Origin of the sequence: Edwardsiella sp. EA181011, from assembly GCF_000800725.1 — a bacterium.
GTDB lineage: Bacteria > Pseudomonadota > Gammaproteobacteria > Enterobacterales > Enterobacteriaceae > Edwardsiella > Edwardsiella anguillarum.
In genome coordinates this window covers 2,142,500-2,158,135 of record NZ_CP011364.1, presented here as the reverse complement: position 1 = coordinate 2,158,135, position 15,636 = coordinate 2,142,500, and the positions used below count along the sequence as shown (strand labels likewise).

Annotated in this window: 12 protein-coding genes; 3 read left to right on the top strand and 9 right to left on the bottom strand. The window is 63.8% G+C overall.

The window, feature by feature from the left end; all coding sequences use genetic code 11:
- Positions 1–24: 24 nt before the first annotated feature.
- From QY76_RS09520 to cmoM, 6 genes are all read right to left on the bottom strand, one after another.
- Positions 25–573: a YcbK family protein gene (locus QY76_RS09520; RefSeq protein ID WP_045424525.1), complete on the bottom strand. Its 549-nt coding sequence runs from the start codon at positions 571–573 to the stop codon at positions 25–27.
- 275 nt (positions 574–848) lie between these two features.
- Positions 849–2,483 carry a L,D-transpeptidase gene (gene ldtD, locus QY76_RS09515; RefSeq protein ID WP_045424522.1) on the bottom strand — a complete coding sequence of 545 codons (1,635 nt, stop codon included), beginning with the start codon at positions 2,481–2,483 and terminating at the stop codon, positions 849–851.
- A 402-nt stretch (positions 2,484–2,885) separates the two neighbouring features.
- Positions 2,886–7,349, bottom strand: a complete 4,464-nt coding sequence (gene mukB / locus QY76_RS09510) for a chromosome partition protein MukB (protein ID WP_045424519.1) — start codon at positions 7,347–7,349, stop codon at positions 2,886–2,888.
- The gene (gene mukE, locus QY76_RS09505; RefSeq protein ID WP_034162453.1) at positions 7,346–8,071 is read right to left on the bottom strand and encodes a chromosome partition protein MukE; all 726 of its coding nucleotides are present in this window, start codon (positions 8,069–8,071) and stop codon (positions 7,346–7,348) included. The genes mukB and mukE overlap by 4 nt, the downstream gene beginning before the upstream one ends.
- Entirely contained in the window at positions 8,052–9,374 is a 1,323-nt protein-coding gene (gene mukF / locus QY76_RS09500) for a chromosome partition protein MukF (RefSeq protein ID WP_034162454.1), read from the bottom strand. Before mukF ends, mukE begins: the two co-directional genes overlap by 20 nt.
- The gene (cmoM, locus tag QY76_RS09495; protein ID WP_034162455.1) at positions 9,371–10,156 is read right to left on the bottom strand and encodes a tRNA uridine 5-oxyacetic acid(34) methyltransferase CmoM; all 786 of its coding nucleotides are present in this window, start codon (positions 10,154–10,156) and stop codon (positions 9,371–9,373) included. The genes mukF and cmoM overlap by 4 nt, the downstream gene beginning before the upstream one ends.
- A gap of 181 nt (positions 10,157–10,337) precedes the next feature.
- On the opposite strand from cmoM, the gene elyC reads away from it, so the two are divergent.
- Together elyC and QY76_RS09485 are read left to right on the top strand one after the other, a co-directional pair.
- Positions 10,338–11,135, top strand: coding sequence for an envelope biogenesis factor ElyC (gene elyC / locus QY76_RS09490; RefSeq protein WP_034162709.1), 798 nt, complete (start codon positions 10,338–10,340; stop codon positions 11,133–11,135).
- Positions 11,132–11,416, top strand: a complete 285-nt coding sequence (locus QY76_RS09485) for a hypothetical protein (protein ID WP_045424516.1) — start codon at positions 11,132–11,134, stop codon at positions 11,414–11,416. The genes elyC and QY76_RS09485 overlap by 4 nt, the downstream gene beginning before the upstream one ends.
- Positions 11,417–11,418: 2 nt before the next feature.
- Here QY76_RS09485 and QY76_RS09480 read toward each other — a convergent pair whose 3' ends face one another.
- Both QY76_RS09480 and QY76_RS09475 read right to left on the bottom strand, forming a co-directional pair.
- Positions 11,419–12,789, bottom strand: a complete 1,371-nt coding sequence (locus QY76_RS09480; RefSeq protein ID WP_045424514.1) for an 8-oxoguanine deaminase — start codon at positions 12,787–12,789, stop codon at positions 11,419–11,421.
- A 108-nt stretch (positions 12,790–12,897) separates the two neighbouring features.
- Entirely contained in the window at positions 12,898–14,304 is a 1,407-nt protein-coding gene (locus QY76_RS09475; RefSeq protein WP_034162457.1) for a nucleobase:cation symporter-2 family protein, read from the bottom strand.
- Between the two features lie 202 nt (positions 14,305–14,506).
- Here QY76_RS09475 and QY76_RS18965 point away from each other — a divergent pair, with 202 nt between their 5' ends.
- The gene (locus QY76_RS18965) at positions 14,507–14,677 is read left to right on the top strand and encodes a hypothetical protein (RefSeq protein ID WP_158409689.1); all 171 of its coding nucleotides are present in this window, start codon (positions 14,507–14,509) and stop codon (positions 14,675–14,677) included.
- Positions 14,678–14,689: 12 nt separating this feature from the next.
- On the opposite strand, the gene QY76_RS09470 is transcribed toward QY76_RS18965, so the two are convergent.
- On the bottom strand, positions 14,690–15,583 hold the full coding sequence (locus QY76_RS09470; RefSeq protein WP_049648791.1) for a YcbJ family phosphotransferase: 894 nt from the start codon (positions 15,581–15,583) through the stop codon (positions 14,690–14,692).
- Positions 15,584–15,636 lie beyond the last annotated feature (53 nt).

The window sequence follows — 15,636 nt, the reverse complement described above, 5'->3', positions numbered from 1 at the left end:
CCATCATACGCATCCGCGCGGCGATCACCAACTTCTCACCGGCCCGGTATCGATATGGACAAAATTACTGCGCGGATAATAGCCTACGCCGCCGGCGCGCATACGCATCGCCGCCTTGCGCACGTTCGCCAGCGCCACGCCGTCGATGTGGAAATCCATCGCCTGCCCCTTGGTATGGAAGCTCTGCTTAGCGACGCCGCGGCTGCGCTCGCGCAGCTCGCTGTTGGTATGGGGCGAGCGGTAGCCGGACACCAGCTGAATCGGCTTCTTGCTGCCTAGCATCACCTGAAGCCGGAAGATCTGATCGAACAGACGCGGATCGATCCGCTTCACCAGGTTGGCGCGATAGTCGCGGAAAAAGTGGTTTAGACGCGCCAGCTCCTCAGGAATATAGGCGCGGCCATCAAAAAACTCGGCGCGCAGGCGCTCGCCGGTATTTAAATTATTGAGCACCAGCACCCGCGGACGCGGCGTAGAAAGGGTCGCCTGGGCGACGCCCGGCAGCAGGGCAAATCCAAGTGCCGCACCACCGAGCGCCAGCCATTTACGGCGCTGAAAATCTATCGGTTCCATGAGCAAATATGACCCGGCCAAAAAGTGTCTGAATAACACGCCCAAAGCGCACAGATTGGGGCCTTTGCGGCCCCTGTTATCTCGCGTCCCACGCAGCCGAACCGATCGTGGCTATCGATAGCACGAAAAGCGCTTGCGCGACGCCTCACTCAGCGCACCTTAACCGTCCGCCCAGGCGGCGTCAACCCGCCCTGCGCCCCCCGGCGCGGACCATCACAAAAATCGCCCCGCCGCGGCGGCGGCCGTGGCCCCACGCGCGGCAGGATAACCGTCTGCTACAGATGGAAAAGCTGGCGCGCCTGCGTCACGCTGCGGCTACCGCTGCGGGCCAACTGATCATAATTGTAAATATCTGTGCGGAACTGGGGCTCCCCGCCGTCGCTGACCCAGGCGGTCTGATAGTAGAGCCGCACCGGAATGCGCTGCCGGATAGGAACATACTGCGTATTGCCTGCCTGCAGCGCAGAGGCAACCCGCGCCGGGCTCCAGCCGGCGTCGGCCAGCAGCATATCCGCCAGCGTCGAGGCCTTATTGATGCGAACGCATCCGGAGCTGAGCGCGCGGATATCCTGGTTGAACAGCGCATGGTTCGGCGTATCGTGCAGGTAGATGGCGTCCTGGCTCGGCATGTTGAATTTAAAGCGGCCAAGCGAGTTGCCCGCCCCCGGCGCCTGGCGCACCCGGTAAGGGAAGTTGCGCGCCGACACGCTGTTCCAGTCGATCATATAGGGGTTTATCACCTGGGCATCGCCGCTCCAGCCGGAGAGCAGCGTATAGCCGTGGCGCTCAAAATAGCCGGGATCGCGCATAGCTTTGGGGACGATATCCTCACGCACCAGCTTCGTCGGCACGTTCCACGGCGGGTTGACCACCACGTTGTTTAGCTCACTGTTCATCAGCGGCGTCTTACGCGCCGGGCGCCCGACGATTACCCGGGAAGATAGCACGTCCTTACCATCGCGGTAGTAGGTCATGGAGAAGTTGGGGATGTTGACCATGATCCCGGTATGCACCGAGGCGGGCAGCAGACGCAGACGCTGAATATTCAGCGCCAGCAGGGCGGTGCGCATCGGCGGCGTGACGTTCAGCCAGGCATAGGTGCGCGGACCGATCACCCCATCCGGCGTCAGCCCCTGGCCGCTCTGGAAACGCTTCACCGCCGCCACCAGCGCCGGCGTATAGACCTCGCCGTCGCCCTCATCCGCCGCCGACAGCGCGCCGCTGCGCAGCAGGATCGCGCGCAGCGTTGCGATGGCCGGGCTGCTGTCGCCCGGGCGCAGCGTCGGCCCGCCGGGCATCTGCGGCCAGGGCTGGGTATCGGCCAGCAGCGTCTCCAGCGCCGTACGCATCGCCGGATACTGGGGGTTAGAGGGCGCCAGCGAACGGATAAAGACCGTCAGCGTCCCCTGGCGCAGCGCCCGCTGCCAGTTATCGATCAGCCCGACGGGCGGGGCCGCGAGCGTATAGCTCTTGCTGCCGTACAGCCAGGCGTCGCCGTTGGCCGCCACGCCGGCCACATACTGCAGGTAGCCCATCATGGCATCGGACAGCAGGATATCCCGCGCCATGTCGTGAATGCGGGGATCCGTCAGCGCATCGGCCCAGCGGGCAAACTGCGGCTGTACGCCGGACAGCGCTAGCTCCGCCAGCTGCTGCTGAAAGTCCCGCACCGCCTCGCTATCCTGCCACATCGGCTGCTCACGGTGGGCCGCGTACAGCGCCGCCAGCTCATGGCCATAGCGTAGCGTGACTCCCAACGGCAGCTGCGCCTGTAGCGCCGACGCGGTCGGGGCCGCCTCCGCGTGTGCGGGCGCCGGTTGTGCCAGCGCCGGCGTACCCCAGGGTGCCAGCGTTACCGCCAGCAGCGTGCCGGCCATACGCCGGCGAAAACCGAATTTAGCGCTCAGCATGACTTCCTTGCTCCCTCTTCGCCCACAGCGATACTGTCGGGCACCTAATGCAAATTATACAGAATAAACCGCCGTTCGGCGGTCTCGCTACGGCAACAGGCTGCGCTGCCGTCCTGTGCGCCATCATCGTTCCGATCCGGTCACGCCCACGCCGCAGGCATAGGCAACATGACTATGTTGCTATTTTGCCAAAAAAAAAGACGAGGGGAAAAAGTATCGCAGGCGAAGATTTATGACACTTTATGACATCATGCCCGTCACAGGCGGCCGAAGACAAGCACGCCTCCACGCTTTCAGACATTCCCCGCCCCGCCAACATTTATGGCCCAAAAGATAACGGCCCGCGCAGGGCGGGCCGTCGAGACGCCGTCAGACGACGACGCGGTGCGCCAGCGCGCGCCCTCAGGCCGAGGTATCCTCCAGCGGCTGCGCCGTGCGCCCGCCCTCGTCCTCCGCCGCGGCGCTAAAGCCGCGCAGCCCCACCACGTGCACGTGCTCGGTATGGTTGAACACCTTACGCACCAGCTTATAGGTGGTGCCTTTTTCCGGGCTGATATTCTCGGGGGCGGCGATGATCAGCTGCATCTCCAGCCGCTCACACAGCTCGAACAGCGTCGCGATGGACTTGGCGTCAAGACGCGCCGCCTCATCCAGGAACAGCAGTCGGCAGGGGGAGATATCCTTACCGCGTAGGCGGCGTGACTCCTCCTCCCAGCTCTGCACCACCATCACCAGGATCGACATCCCGGTACCGATCGCCTCACCGGTTGACAGCGCCCCGCTCTCCGCACGCAGCCAGCCGTCCGATCCACGGTTCACCTCCACCGCCATCTCCAGGTAGCTGCGGTAGTCCAGCAGCTCCTCACCGATGGTCTGCGGCGTCCGCTGTCCCATATCGATCTGCGGATTCAGGCGCTGATACAGCTTGGCCAGCGCCTCTGAGAAGGTCAGGCGGTTGCTGTTGAACAGATCCTGATGCTGCTCCTGCTGCTCGGAGAGCACGTTCAGCAGCATGGCGTGGCTGTCGCGCACATTCACGTTCAGACGCACGCTGTTGACCTGGCCAAAGGCCACCGACTGCAGCCCCTGGTTCAGCATGCGGATACGGTTCTGCTCGCGCTGAATGGTCTTGCGGATGATGTTCGCCACGCTGCGGGCGCTGATGGCCAGCTTCTGCTCGCGCGCCGTCAGCTCCTCCGTCAAGCGCGCCAGCTCGATCTCCATCTGCTCAATGGCATCGATGGGATCGTCGCTGCGGATAATATCCTGGCGGATACGCTCCCGCAGATGCTGATAGACCGCCACATAGAACTGTACCTTACGCTCGGGACGCTTCGGGTCCTCCGACAGGCGCAGCACGTCGCGCAGGTGCTCGTTATCCGCCACAGCCAGACGCAGGGCGCCCAGCGCCTTATCCGACATGGAGCGCAGCTCGTCTGCATCCATATAGGCTAGCTCACGCCGGTGCAGACGGCGCTCGACGCCGTTATCCTTCACCAAACGCATCACCGCGCACCAGCCCGCCTTGGCCTGGGTCACCTGGGTTCGCATCAGGTGGTAATCGCGCTCAGCCTTACGCAGCCGCTTGATCAGCGACTCCATCTCCGCCTCGCAGATGGTGATCTGCTTCTCCAGCTGATTGCGCCGGCTGCGGTTTTCACTCAGGGCGGCGTGCAGCTCATCGCGGCGCGTACGGGCCCGCGCCTCGGCGCTCGCATCCGCCGCTACGCCGATATCCTGCATCTCCTGCTGTAGCTCCTGCAGCATGTCACGCTTGGCATCGAAGGCGCTCTTCAGCGACGCCAGCACCTGATTATACTGGGCCAGCTGGGCCTGATGCTGACGCAGCTGCTCGCGGCTGCGGCTGCGATCGGCCTCGGCGTGCTCCAAACGCTGACGCAAACGCTCGTTGAGGTCGGCGTTTTCGCTCAGCATTCCCACCGCATCGCTATAGCTGAAATGGGCGCGACGCTGCGCCACCTCGGTCAGGGCAAAGGCCTGCTGCTTGGTCAGGCGCTGACGCTGCAGCGCCTGCTGGTAATCCTGCTGCAGCTGCTCATGCTGCTGCGGATCGCTCTGCAGCACGCCGATCACCGGTTCCAGCGCCGCCAGCGTGGCGCCGTGCTGCTGTAGATAGCGCGCCGCATCGCGCGCCTGCTCCAGTTCCTCACGCAGTTCATCGACCCGATCGGGCAGCGTTTCATCCGTCAGCAGCGCCGCCTGGGGCACCAGGCGATTCAGCAGCCCGGCCAGCTCGCGCGCCTGCTGCAGCTGCTGACGCTGTTGCTGGGTCTGGGCGTCCTGACCGGCGAACTCGCGCTCAATCTCCCCCCGACGCTGCTGCAGCTGGCGCAGCTCCTGCTCCGGATCATCGTCAAATACCACCGCCAGATGGCTGCCGATAAAGCGGCTGAAGGCGTGGTGCAGACGCTGGATCTTCTGTACGTCAAACGACAGTGTGGCATAACGCTCCGCCAGCGCCTCGCGCTCGGCGTACAGCGTCTCCAGACGGCTCTCTCGCGCCGCACGGCCAAACAGCGGCAGCGATGGGAAACGGGAGTAGCGCCACTGGCGATCGGCGATCTTCACCACCACCGCCTTCTCCAGCTCTTCAACGGCAAAAACGCTGTCGTCGAAGGACTGCGGATCCCCCTCGATCAGATAGAGATCTTCCGGGCACTCCTCCAGCCCCGCCAGCTGCGCGCGCACCGCGGCCAGATCCGGCACCACGATGGCGTGGCGCGACGGCCCATACAGCGCCGAGAAGTAGGGCGCATCGTCCAGCGTGACGTCGTCGTAGATCTCCGACAACAGCACGCCGCCAAAGCGCTCTGCCAGCGCGATCAGTCGGGCATCCTCGGCACCGCCGGGCTGGCTCAGGCGCTCGATCTCCCGCTCCAGGGCCCCCTTACGGGCGGCAACCTCGTCGCGTTCGACGGTGTACTCGCGCTCGCGCTCCAGCAGCTGCTGCATCTGGTCGGTCACCGCGCGGCTGTCCTCCAGCGTTTCGCCGCACTGCGATTCCAAGGCATTCAGCGCCTCCTGGGCGGCGAGCCACGCCGGTGCCCGCGCGCTCAGCGCGCCGACCCGCTCGGCGATCTGCTCCAGCTCCTGACGTAGCGCCATGCTGCGCTCACCGGCGTCGGCCGCCTGCTGGGTCAGAGTGTCGATCTGCGCCTCCAGCTCGGCCTGCAGGGCGTCCAGCTGCTGCGCGTCACAGTCGCGCCCGCTGCGCTTAACGCACTCCTGCAGCAGCCGCTCGGCATCCTGCTGGGCATTCAGCCGCTGCTCCAGCTCGGCCAGGCGGGCGCCGATGGGCGCAACGCGCTGGGCCTGATGCTGTAGTGCAGGCCACTCGCGCAGCAGCGCGCGCCCGGCCTGCCAGGCGTCGCTGCGGCTAACCTCGCCCACCACCCGGGCCACCAGGCGGTAGGCCTCCTCAAACTGGCTGTGCGCCGCATTGGCCACGCTCAGCTTCTGCTCCAGCTGCAGCAGCAGCTCGGTCGCCTCTTCTTCTCGGGCGCGAAAGTCCTCAAGCCAGCTTTCCGCGTCGTCGGCGCTCAGCGCCGGCAGAGCGCACAGCGTCTGCGCCCGCGCCAGCGCCTGCAGCGCCTGCTGATACTGGATAGCCCGCGTTTGCTGTACGTCCAGCGCCTGCTGGTAGTCGGCCAGCTGGCTCTTCAGCTCATCGACCTCGGCCTCCGCCGCCTCGCTGCGCTCCTGCCAGGACTCATACTGCTCCTGCGCTTCGGCCGCCACCTCGCTCTGTTCGTCCAGACGGTAGCTCAGCTCCTCCAGATCGCCCTGATAGCGTTCGATCTTCTCCCGCTGACGCAGCGCGGTCTGCACCAGATTCAGGTGGTCGCTAGCCGCCTGGTAATCGGTCTCCAGATCCGCTTCGGCGCCGTTCTGCTCCTCCAGCTCGCGCGCCATCTCCACGTGGCGATACTGCTCGCTCAGCAGCTGTCGCCGCCCGCCGAGCAGCTCGCGACGCAGCTGCAGCGCCTGATCCAGATGGCTGCGCCGCTCGTTGGCATGCCGCATATAGTCCGCCGAAACATAGGCGGTGGCCTCGCTGATCAGGTGCTTAAACAGATCGCGGTCGGACTGGGTTACCCGGATCGCCTCCAGCGTCATGCGGTTCTCGCGCAGCGCCGCCTCCATGTCCTGAAACGCCTTACGCACCCCGCCGTTCTCCGGCAGCAGGTAGTCGCGCAGCGAACGGGTGATCGCGCTGGAGATCCCACCGTACAGCGAGGCCTCAATCAGCCGGTAGAATTTGCTGCGATCCGCCGCCGAGCGCAGGCGACGTGGCACCACGCCGAGATCGAACATCAGCGCATGGTAGTCGGTAATCGAGTTGAACTGCTTGAACTGTACCCCGTCGATCGCCTCTACCCGCTCTTTCAGCTCAGCCAACGGCAGCACGCGCGCCTGGCGCTCGCCCACCGTCTCAGTCAGCAGCTGGGTCGGCTGATACGCCGTCGGCAGCCCCTGAATGGCGAAGGGTTTGATATCCACCTTGCGATCGCGGCCAGCCACCTGCTGCAGGCGTACCCCGACCAGCACCCGCTGGTGGCGGGAGTTCACCACGTCCAGCGCGGCATAGCACACCCCGGGGCGCAGCTTGCCGTGCAGGCCCTTATCGCGCGACCCGCTGGTGGCTCCGGCCTCGGTGGTGTTGCGGAAATGCAGCAGGGTCAGATCCGGGATCAGGGCGGTCACAAATGCCGCCATGGTGGTGGACTTTCCCGCCCCGTTGCCGCCGGAGAGGGTGGTCACCAGCTCGTCCAAATCGAAGGTTCGGGCAAAGAAGCCGTTCCAGTTAACCAGGGTCAGCGAGCGAAACTTACCGCGTTCAATCATTCCTGTTCATCCTCTGCATCCTCGGATTCGTGTTCCGCCTGCGCGTCGTCCGCCGGGCCGTCATTGAGCGCCAGCGATGGCTCCAGCGTGACCGCCTCGCCGTCGCGGATCAGGCGCATCTGGGCATCGCGTGCATCGTCGCCGGCGCGTACGTCGGCGCCGAAGCGGAACACCGCCTCGGTGATGCGGAACTTGGCGCTGTCACTCCCGATAAAGAACACCATTCCTAGCCGGCGCAGGCGGTTCAGCGAGGTACGCAGCTTCTCCTGCAGCTTCTGGCGGTCCAGATCGGAGCCGGTCGAGCGCTGGTTAACCAGCCTGAGCAGTTTGCTCTCATCGGTCAGGGTCAGCAGCTCGTCATACAGCTCCTGCTGGCTGAAGATCCCCTCATGGGCCAGCCGCTCCGGGCTGAGGTAGAGGTAACAGAGGATCTTGCCCACCAGCATGTCCAGCTCAGACAGCACCGAGCGGGGGATCAGGGTCGTGGAGCGGGGACGCAGATAGAAGAAGCCCTCCGGCGCGCGGATCAGCTCAACGCTATAGCGCCCGTAAAACAGCTCCAGCTCCTCCTGGAAATCCATCAGGAAGGCGTGATTGTCCAGATCGTCGATGCCGATATGGCGCCCGGCGCGCAGCTGACTGTCCAGCGCGGGAAACAGCGGATTAAACACCGCCTGTGCCAGCTTGGCCGGCATAGTATTTTCAGTATTTGTCGATGACATGGGCCTGCACCTTGGCTCCGTACTCATTGATCGCCTGCCACTGGGCCTGCAATCCGTTAAAATCTGCTTCGGCTACACCCAGGCGCACCGCCTGGTCAACCAAAATTCTTGCCACGTCGAAATGGCGCTGGCGTGGATAGCGCGCCAGGTATTCGCGCAGTACCCGCCCCAGATCTAGCGGCCGCTGTTCCTGGCGGTAGACCTGCAGCTCCTGCTCGATCAACGCCGCCAGCCGCTCACGCAGCTCGGAATACTCCTCAAACTCCAAGTCGGGCGGCAGTTCGCCGGTCACCTCGGCATTGAGCAGCATCAGCTCTTCGTCGCGCATATCCAGCAGCCGATCGGCGTTGGCGTAGGTCAGCGCCCAGGGCGCCTCAAGATACCCCTGCACCGACTGGCGCAGACGCTGGGCGAAGACCCGGTTCTTATCCATATCGATGGCCGTACGAATAAATTTGTGTACGTGGCGGTCATAGCCGATCCACAGATCGATCGCCTGCTGCCCCCAGCTGATAATACGATCCAGCTTGGCCTGCAGGTCGAACACCAGCTTATCGACAAAGCCCAGCGCCTCCTGCCCCAGGGTCGCATCCTGGATGCGCAACAGGTTGGCCTGCAGCTTGTCCCCCGCCGCCTCCAGGGTATCCTGCAGTTCGCGCAGGGTACCAGAGGTTTCCGACAGCAGCAGCTCGCAGCTGGAGATCGCCGCCCGCCAGTCCTGGGTGAGCAGCCCGGCGATATCGCGCTTAACCCCCTGCTGCTGCTCATCCATCAGCCGCTGGGTCAGATCGATGCTGTCAAAGATCTCCGCCACCGAATATTTCAGCGGCGCAAACACGTTGCGGTGCCAATGAAACTCATCGCCGCCCTCTTCTGCCGCGTCCCCCGCCGCCCGCAGCTCCTGTGCCACGATAGAGAGCTGCATCGACAGACGCAGGGTGGAAAACTCGCGCTGACGGATATAGTAGTCGGAAATACTGATCCCCAGCGGAGTCAGGCGATAGATGGCGTTCCCCTCCGCCAGCTCGCTGGTAAAGCGGTTAAGCAGGCGCTGCTTAACCAGATCGTTAATCGCATTGTTGGCGCGCTGGGTGACGGTTTCGTGCGTCTGTTCAAATGTCTTGCTGACATGACGGAATACGTCGACCAGATCCCCCTCGCTCATTTCGCCGTCCAAACGCTCGCCGTTCAGGGTAGCGATAGCCAGCAAAAAGGCCAGCCGCTCGGTCGAGAGCGTTAAGGCGAAATCATTTTTGCGCGCCCAGGCAACCAGCTCCGGTACCGTCTGGGAAAAATCGCTCATAATGGATCCTTCATGTCACCTTTGTGCGCCATCACGTGAATATAGCGCCCCAAACTTACAAAAGGCTCCTGACGACAATAGCGCTGCTCCAGCGCCAGCAGATCGTCAAAGGCCCCGATTTGTTGTGTCTTATCCCGCAGATAGTCATGGAATACCCGCACCCCGGTCTTACCGCTGATGGTCAGCCCCAGCTGCTCCAGCCAGCCATAGACCTGCGCGGGATCCAGCGGATGGTCGGGCGAGAGCGAACGCCGCTTGCGCTTTGGCATGCCGAGCTTCACATATTCCATATTCCCCACCAGGGTATTCAGCATCAGCAACCCGTTGTAGTTATAGAACATCAGCGACAGCGCGCCGCCCGGCGCCAGGCATTTCTCCAGCGCCGCCAACACCGCCTGCGGCTGTGCCACCCATTCAAGGACGGCATGAAACAATACCAGATCCACCGGCTCAGCCAAATGGCGATGCATCTCCTGCGCCGGACTTTGTACCAATTCCATGCGCGCGCTAACACCCTGCTCCTCGGCGTGCTGCGCCGCACGCTGTAGCATCTGCGCCGAAATATCACACAGGATCACCCGGTGACCGCGCGCCGCCAGCTGGCAGGCGATCTGCCCCTGCCCACCGCCGGCGTCCAGGATGCGCAGCGGGCGCTGCGGTAAACCGGCCAGCAGGGTTTCCAAATCCTGCCACAGAACCGCCTGACGGATACGCCCCTTGGTGGTGCCATAAATATTACGCGCAAACTTCTCCGCGATATCGTCAAAATTACGATCCTGCATACTCCCCACTCCGCACGCCGGGTGACTTAGGCTGGCCAGCCCCCTTCGGGCCGCGCGGTTAGCCGCCGCGCGAGGTCCAAAGAATCAAAGGTACATTTTGACACAGGCTATCGTAGAATGAATATCATCAGCCTGATATTCGACGCGAATGGCGTTTTTTCATCCAAAAGAGACGGTTGTCATGCTATTTGAGCTCAAAAAATTTGTCGGCATGCTGCTATTACCGCTGCCGCTGCTCCTGTCGCTCTGCGCGCTCGGCCTGGCGCTGCTTTGGTTCACTCGCCGTCAGCGAATAGGAAAAGTCCTTGTTTCGCTCGCTTGGCTGGGTATTCTCCTGCTGAGCATGCAACCGCTGGCCGATCGCCTGCTCGCCCCGCTGGAGAACCGCTACCCGACCCTGAACGGCCCACATCAGGCCCGCTATGTGGTGGTGCTCGGCGGCGGCTACACCTATAACCCGCAGTGGGCGCCCAGCTCCAACCTGATCGGCAACAGCCTGCCGCGGGTGATCGAGGGCGTTCGCCAGCTCGCCCTGAACCCACAGGCGCAGCTTATCTTTACCGGCGCAGCGGCGCAGGGGAACCCGCTCAGCAGCGCCGAGGTCGCGGCGCGGGTGGCGCGTTCGCTGGGCATCGATGAACAGCGTATTATCGTTTTGGACAGTCCCCGGGATACCGGCCAGGAGGCGCGGGCCGTCGCAGGCGTCGTCGGTAACGCGCCGCTGATTCTGGTGACCTCGGCCAACCATATGCCACGGGCGCTGGGCTTTTTCCATCATCAGGGGCTCGATCCGATTCCGGCGCCGGCCAACCAGATGGCGATCGCCAGCCCGCTCAATCCCTGGGAGCGCTGGCTCCCCTCTCCGCTCTATCTGGGGCACAGCGAACGCGCCGGGTATGAAACGCTGGGGCGCCTCTGGCAGGCGCTCACGGGACAGGCTCAGGATCGGCGCACGGCGGCACCGACGGAGGAGAAATGAACCTACGGACCTTAACGCGGCGGCGCGCTCGCCTCTACAGCCTGGCCGTCGCACTGTTAACCTTTGAGGGGCAGGTGCTGCTGTTCGACGCGCTCGCCAAGCCGCAGAACGCTGCGTTGAACGGCAGCCCGCTGGAAACCGTCAGCATGCTAGGGTTCTTTTTTGCCTGGACCACCGGTCTTGGCACTACGGCGGCGCTGCTGACCGCCGCCGCCTGCCTGCTACTGCTGCCGGCGACGGCCTACCTGCTGTGCCGCCGCTGGCTGTGGCGCGCCCGCTAGGGCTACAGCGGATCGGGGTGCAGCAGCAGCGTGCTCAGGCGGTTGTGCTTCGCGATCACCTGCGGCAGATCGATCGTCTGTAGCTGGCCGTCGCGGATCACCACCCGGCCATTGATCACGCTGAGGGCCACGTTGCCCGGATTGCAGAACACCAGCGCCGCCAGCGGATCGTGACGGGCGCCGGCGGTGCCCAGGCCGCGCAGATCGAAGGCGACAAAGTCCGCCGCCATGTCCGGTGCCAGCGCACCGATGTCGTCACGGTTAAGAACCTGCGCCCCACCCCGCGTCGCCAGCCACAGAGCCTCACGCGCGCTCATGGCCTGTGGCCCGCTGGCCACCCGCTGCAGCAGCATCGCCTGACGCGCCTCGGCCAGCAGCGAGCTGCCGTCGTTAGAGGCCGAGCCATCCACGCCGATGCCGACCGGCACCCCGGCATCCACCATCTGACGGATCGGCGCGATCCCCGACGCTAGACGCATGTTGGAGCATGGGCAGTGGGCGACCCCGGTCTGGGTACGGGCAAACAGATCGATCCCCTGCGCATCCAGCTTCACGCAGTGCGCATGCCAAACGTCCGGGCCGGTCCAGCCCAGATCGCGCACATACTCTGCCGGCGTCATGCCAAAGTGGCGCTGACTGTAGCTGACGTCGTTATCATTCTCCGCCAGATGGGTATGCAGCGAGACCCCGTGCTGACGCGCCAGCTGCGCACTCTTTTTCATCAGCTCTCGACTGACGGAAAAGGGCGAGCAAGGCGCCAACGCGATACGCAGCATGCTAAAGCGCGCCGCATCATGATAGGACTGGATCAGCCGTAGCGAATCCTCCAGAATCGCCTCCTCTTGCTCCACCAGCGCATCGGGCGGCAGGCCGCCGCGGCTGCGTCCCAGGCTCATGCTGCCGCGACAGGCGTGAAAGCGCATGCCGATTTCACGCGCCGCATCGATGCTGTCATCCAGGCGACAGCCGTTGGGAAACAGGTACAGGTGGTCGCTGGAGGTCGTGCAGCCGGAAAGCATCAGCTCCGCCATCGCCGTCTGGGCCGAGATGGAGATCATCTCCGGCGTCAGACGTCCCCACACCGGGTACAGCGTCTCCAGCCATGAGAATAGCTCGGCGTCCTGAGCGCCGGGCAGCGCACGCGTCAGGGTCTGGAACATATGGTGATGGGTGTTGACCATCCCCGGGATCACCACGTGCCCGCGCAGATCCAGCTCCTCGTCGGCGCCGGCGGCCAGCAGCTCGCTGCCGCCGACCGCCACAATGCGGCATCCCTCCACCAGCATGCAGCCACCGCGGATCTCCCGGCGCTGGTCATCCATCGTGACCAGCAGATCGGCATTCTTAATCACCAGCGTCTTCTTCGTGTGCATCGCTTTCCCCTCTGCGGGCAAGCGCATCCGCTGTGCGCCGCTCCGCGGCTGATTTAACGGTGCCATGGCCCCCAGCGGCGGCCTACGGCATCTGAACGCCTGCGCCGGCTAAGAGGCCCGAGATGAATCGGCCTGACGAGCCGCCCGCCGCTCGGCGCGCATCTTGACGACCCGCTCATCGCGCTGATAGCCGTTAAAGAACAGGTTCAGGGCGACGGCGCTAACGCTGGCCAGCAGGATGCCGCTGTGCAGCAGCGGCTGCAGGGCGGGAGGAAGCTGGCTAAAGAAATGGCTCGATACCGTCGGGATCATCCCGACCCCCAGGCTGATGGCGACGATATACAGATTAAACCGATTATGGCTGAAATCCGTACGTGCCAGAATACGGATCCCGGTGGCCAGTACCATACCAAACATCACGATCCCGGCCCCACCCAGCACAAACTGCGGCACCGAGGCCACGATCACCGACATCTTGGGGATCAGCCCGAACAGCAGCAGAATGACGCCGGACATTACGCAGACCCAGCGGCTGGCGACCCCGGTCACGCTCACCAGGCCGACGTTCTGCGAAAAGGAGGTGTGCGGAAAGCTGTTAAACATACCGCCGATGATGGTGCCAATGCCGTCCACCCGCAGTCCGCGCACGATATCGTGCTGCTTGGCCGGGCGGCCAACGATATCGCCCAGCGCCAGAAACATCCCCATCGACTCGATAAAGGTAATCAGCATCACCACCGTCAGCGTTACGATGGAGACCGGCTCAAAGGTGGGCCAGCCAAAGGCAAAGGGGTGGATCGGTGCGAACCAGGCGGCGTCGCTCAGCCCGTCAAAGCTGACCTCCCCCAGCCACAGCGCCACCAGGAAACCAAAGACGATGCCCAGCAGCACCGAAATATTGCCGAGAAAACCCTTGGCATAGCGGGTCACCAGCAGAATAAACACCAGCACCAGCAGCGAGGTCCCCAGGTACAGCGGGCTGCCGTAGTCCGGATTCCCCTTGCCGCCCGCCGCCCAGTCGATCCCCACCTGCATAATGCTGATGCCGATGGAGGTAATCACCACCCCGGTCACCACGTTGGGAAACAGCGGCATCAGGCGCCCGACTAACGGTACCAGCAGGGTCGCCAGAATCCCCGAGGCGATGGTCGCGCCGAAGATCCCGGTCAGGCCGATGGTGGGATCGGCACCAATCGCCAGCATCGGCGTAACGGCAGCGAAGGTGACCGACATGATCACCGGCAGGCGAATACCTGCAAAGCGGCCGATCCCCAGGCACTGCAGCAGGGTCACGACGCCGCAGCAGAACAGATCGGAGCTAATCAGAAAGGCGATTTGATCTTTGGGCAGGCCGAGGCTGCCGCCGATCACCAGCGGCACCGCCACGGCGCCGGCATACATCACCAGCACATGCTGCAGTCCCAGGGTAAACAGCTGCACGATAGGCAGCTTACGCTCTACTTCATCGACAGGCTGTGCAGCGCTTTCCGCTGGCGGATTCTTCATGACGCTCATGGACTCATCACTCCTTACGGCGCGACGGCGTCCGCCGTCGGCTACGATTCGAGAGGCATTCGCTTCCCCTGGTTCAGGTGCTCGCCGTAATGGTGCGCACCGATATCATGGCATCTGCCGCGCCCCGTACTCGTCGGACGCTGACGTTATCACCATGCACAGAGCATGCGCATTTGTCGTCTAAAACAGCATTCAGGATAAAATGAAACGAGAATTGAGGAAGGCGTCACATTTATCGCCGACGGCAGCGGCGCTGTGTGACGAGAGCGCGGTTAAACGTTTGCGTCACGCTATCAAAGTGGTAGACGGCGTATCATTTTCAATGCGCAAGAGCCTCAAAGTGATTGACGGCGCGGCGAACCTGCGCCGATGAACGATAATAATCTTACCCCAGCCACGGCAGCAGCTGCTGCGCCGCCCGGGTGAGCACCGCCTGCTCCTGGACCCCCGTGTGCAGATAGCGGTTGGCCGCCTCCCACAGCATATATAGCCAGCGATGCGCCATAAACGCCTCGCTGACCGGCGCCTTGCGCAGATAGCAGCCCAGCAGATCGGCCGACATGTCGTCTTCGCACAGGCGAAACAGATCGTACTCCCGCGGAGCCCACAGGATCATGCCGGGATTCAGCATCGCCAGCAGCTGATCGCTACGGCTCTCTTTCAGCACGCTGCGCAGCGTCAGGTTGCCGTGCACCAGCACCGCGCCATCATCAAAGTCCGCAAACAGCGCCGTCAGCTGCGTCTGACTGCGTACCAGCGCCCGTCGCACGGGCATCGCTAACGGCCCCATATGCGCCGCGTCCAGCAGCGAGGCGATCACCGTCACCCGCTGCTGATACCACGCGGCCCAGCCATTCTCCTGCACGCTATCGACGTTGCCCACGCAGCCGTGGCTATCGATGCGGTGCCAGCCCAGCACTCCCTCAACGATCTGCTCTTTCAGGCTCTCCCAGCGCGCCGGGGTGCGGGCGGGTGCCTCGGCGGCAACCCCGGACAGGCGCTCCATCAGTAGCACCTCCTGAAACGGGCTCTGCTGCGTCGTCAGTACGCCGAATACGGCGGGCAGGCGGACGGTCCCCTGACGGGCCAGCATCGAGAGCTTATAGGCCTCCTGCTGCGCCACGCCGCCGCACAGATAGCTTTTCGCCACCAGCGGGATAGCCGCGCCCTGGCGAGTATAAAGCGCATACAGGCGGGCATAGGGCTGCTCGCTGATTTGCACCATGCGCCCCACGGGTTCCCCCAGCGCGGCGCTTAACTCCGCTTTCAGTTGCTCCATCCGTCATACCCTTTTCGTCACCGGATTACTTTATCATGGGCGAGAATGTGCTC

Excerpts from the sequence above, each read along its gene's own strand:
- QY76_RS09520 (WP_045424525.1), bottom strand. The coding sequence starts at position 573 with ATGGAACCGATAGATTTTCAGCGCCGTAAATGGCTGGCGCTCGGTGGT.
- ldtD (WP_045424522.1), bottom strand. The coding sequence starts at position 2,483 with ATGCTGAGCGCTAAATTCGGTTTTCGCCGGCGTATGGCCGGCACGCTG.
- mukB (WP_045424519.1), bottom strand. The coding sequence starts at position 7,349 with ATGATTGAACGCGGTAAGTTTCGCTCGCTGACCCTGGTTAACTGGAAC.
- mukE (WP_034162453.1), bottom strand. The coding sequence starts at position 8,071 with ATGTCATCGACAAATACTGAAAATACTATGCCGGCCAAGCTGGCACAG.
- mukF (WP_034162454.1), bottom strand. The coding sequence starts at position 9,374 with ATGAGCGATTTTTCCCAGACGGTACCGGAGCTGGTTGCCTGGGCGCGC.
- cmoM (WP_034162455.1), bottom strand. The coding sequence starts at position 10,156 with ATGCAGGATCGTAATTTTGACGATATCGCGGAGAAGTTTGCGCGTAAT.
- elyC (WP_034162709.1), top strand. The coding sequence starts at position 10,338 with ATGCTATTTGAGCTCAAAAAATTTGTCGGCATGCTGCTATTACCGCTG.
- QY76_RS09485 (WP_045424516.1), top strand. The coding sequence starts at position 11,132 with ATGAACCTACGGACCTTAACGCGGCGGCGCGCTCGCCTCTACAGCCTG.
- QY76_RS09480 (WP_045424514.1), bottom strand. The coding sequence starts at position 12,789 with ATGCACACGAAGAAGACGCTGGTGATTAAGAATGCCGATCTGCTGGTC.
- QY76_RS09475 (WP_034162457.1), bottom strand. The coding sequence starts at position 14,304 with ATGAGCGTCATGAAGAATCCGCCAGCGGAAAGCGCTGCACAGCCTGTC.
- QY76_RS18965 (WP_158409689.1), top strand. The coding sequence starts at position 14,507 with ATGAAACGAGAATTGAGGAAGGCGTCACATTTATCGCCGACGGCAGCG.
- QY76_RS09470 (WP_049648791.1), bottom strand. The coding sequence starts at position 15,583 with ATGGAGCAACTGAAAGCGGAGTTAAGCGCCGCGCTGGGGGAACCCGTG.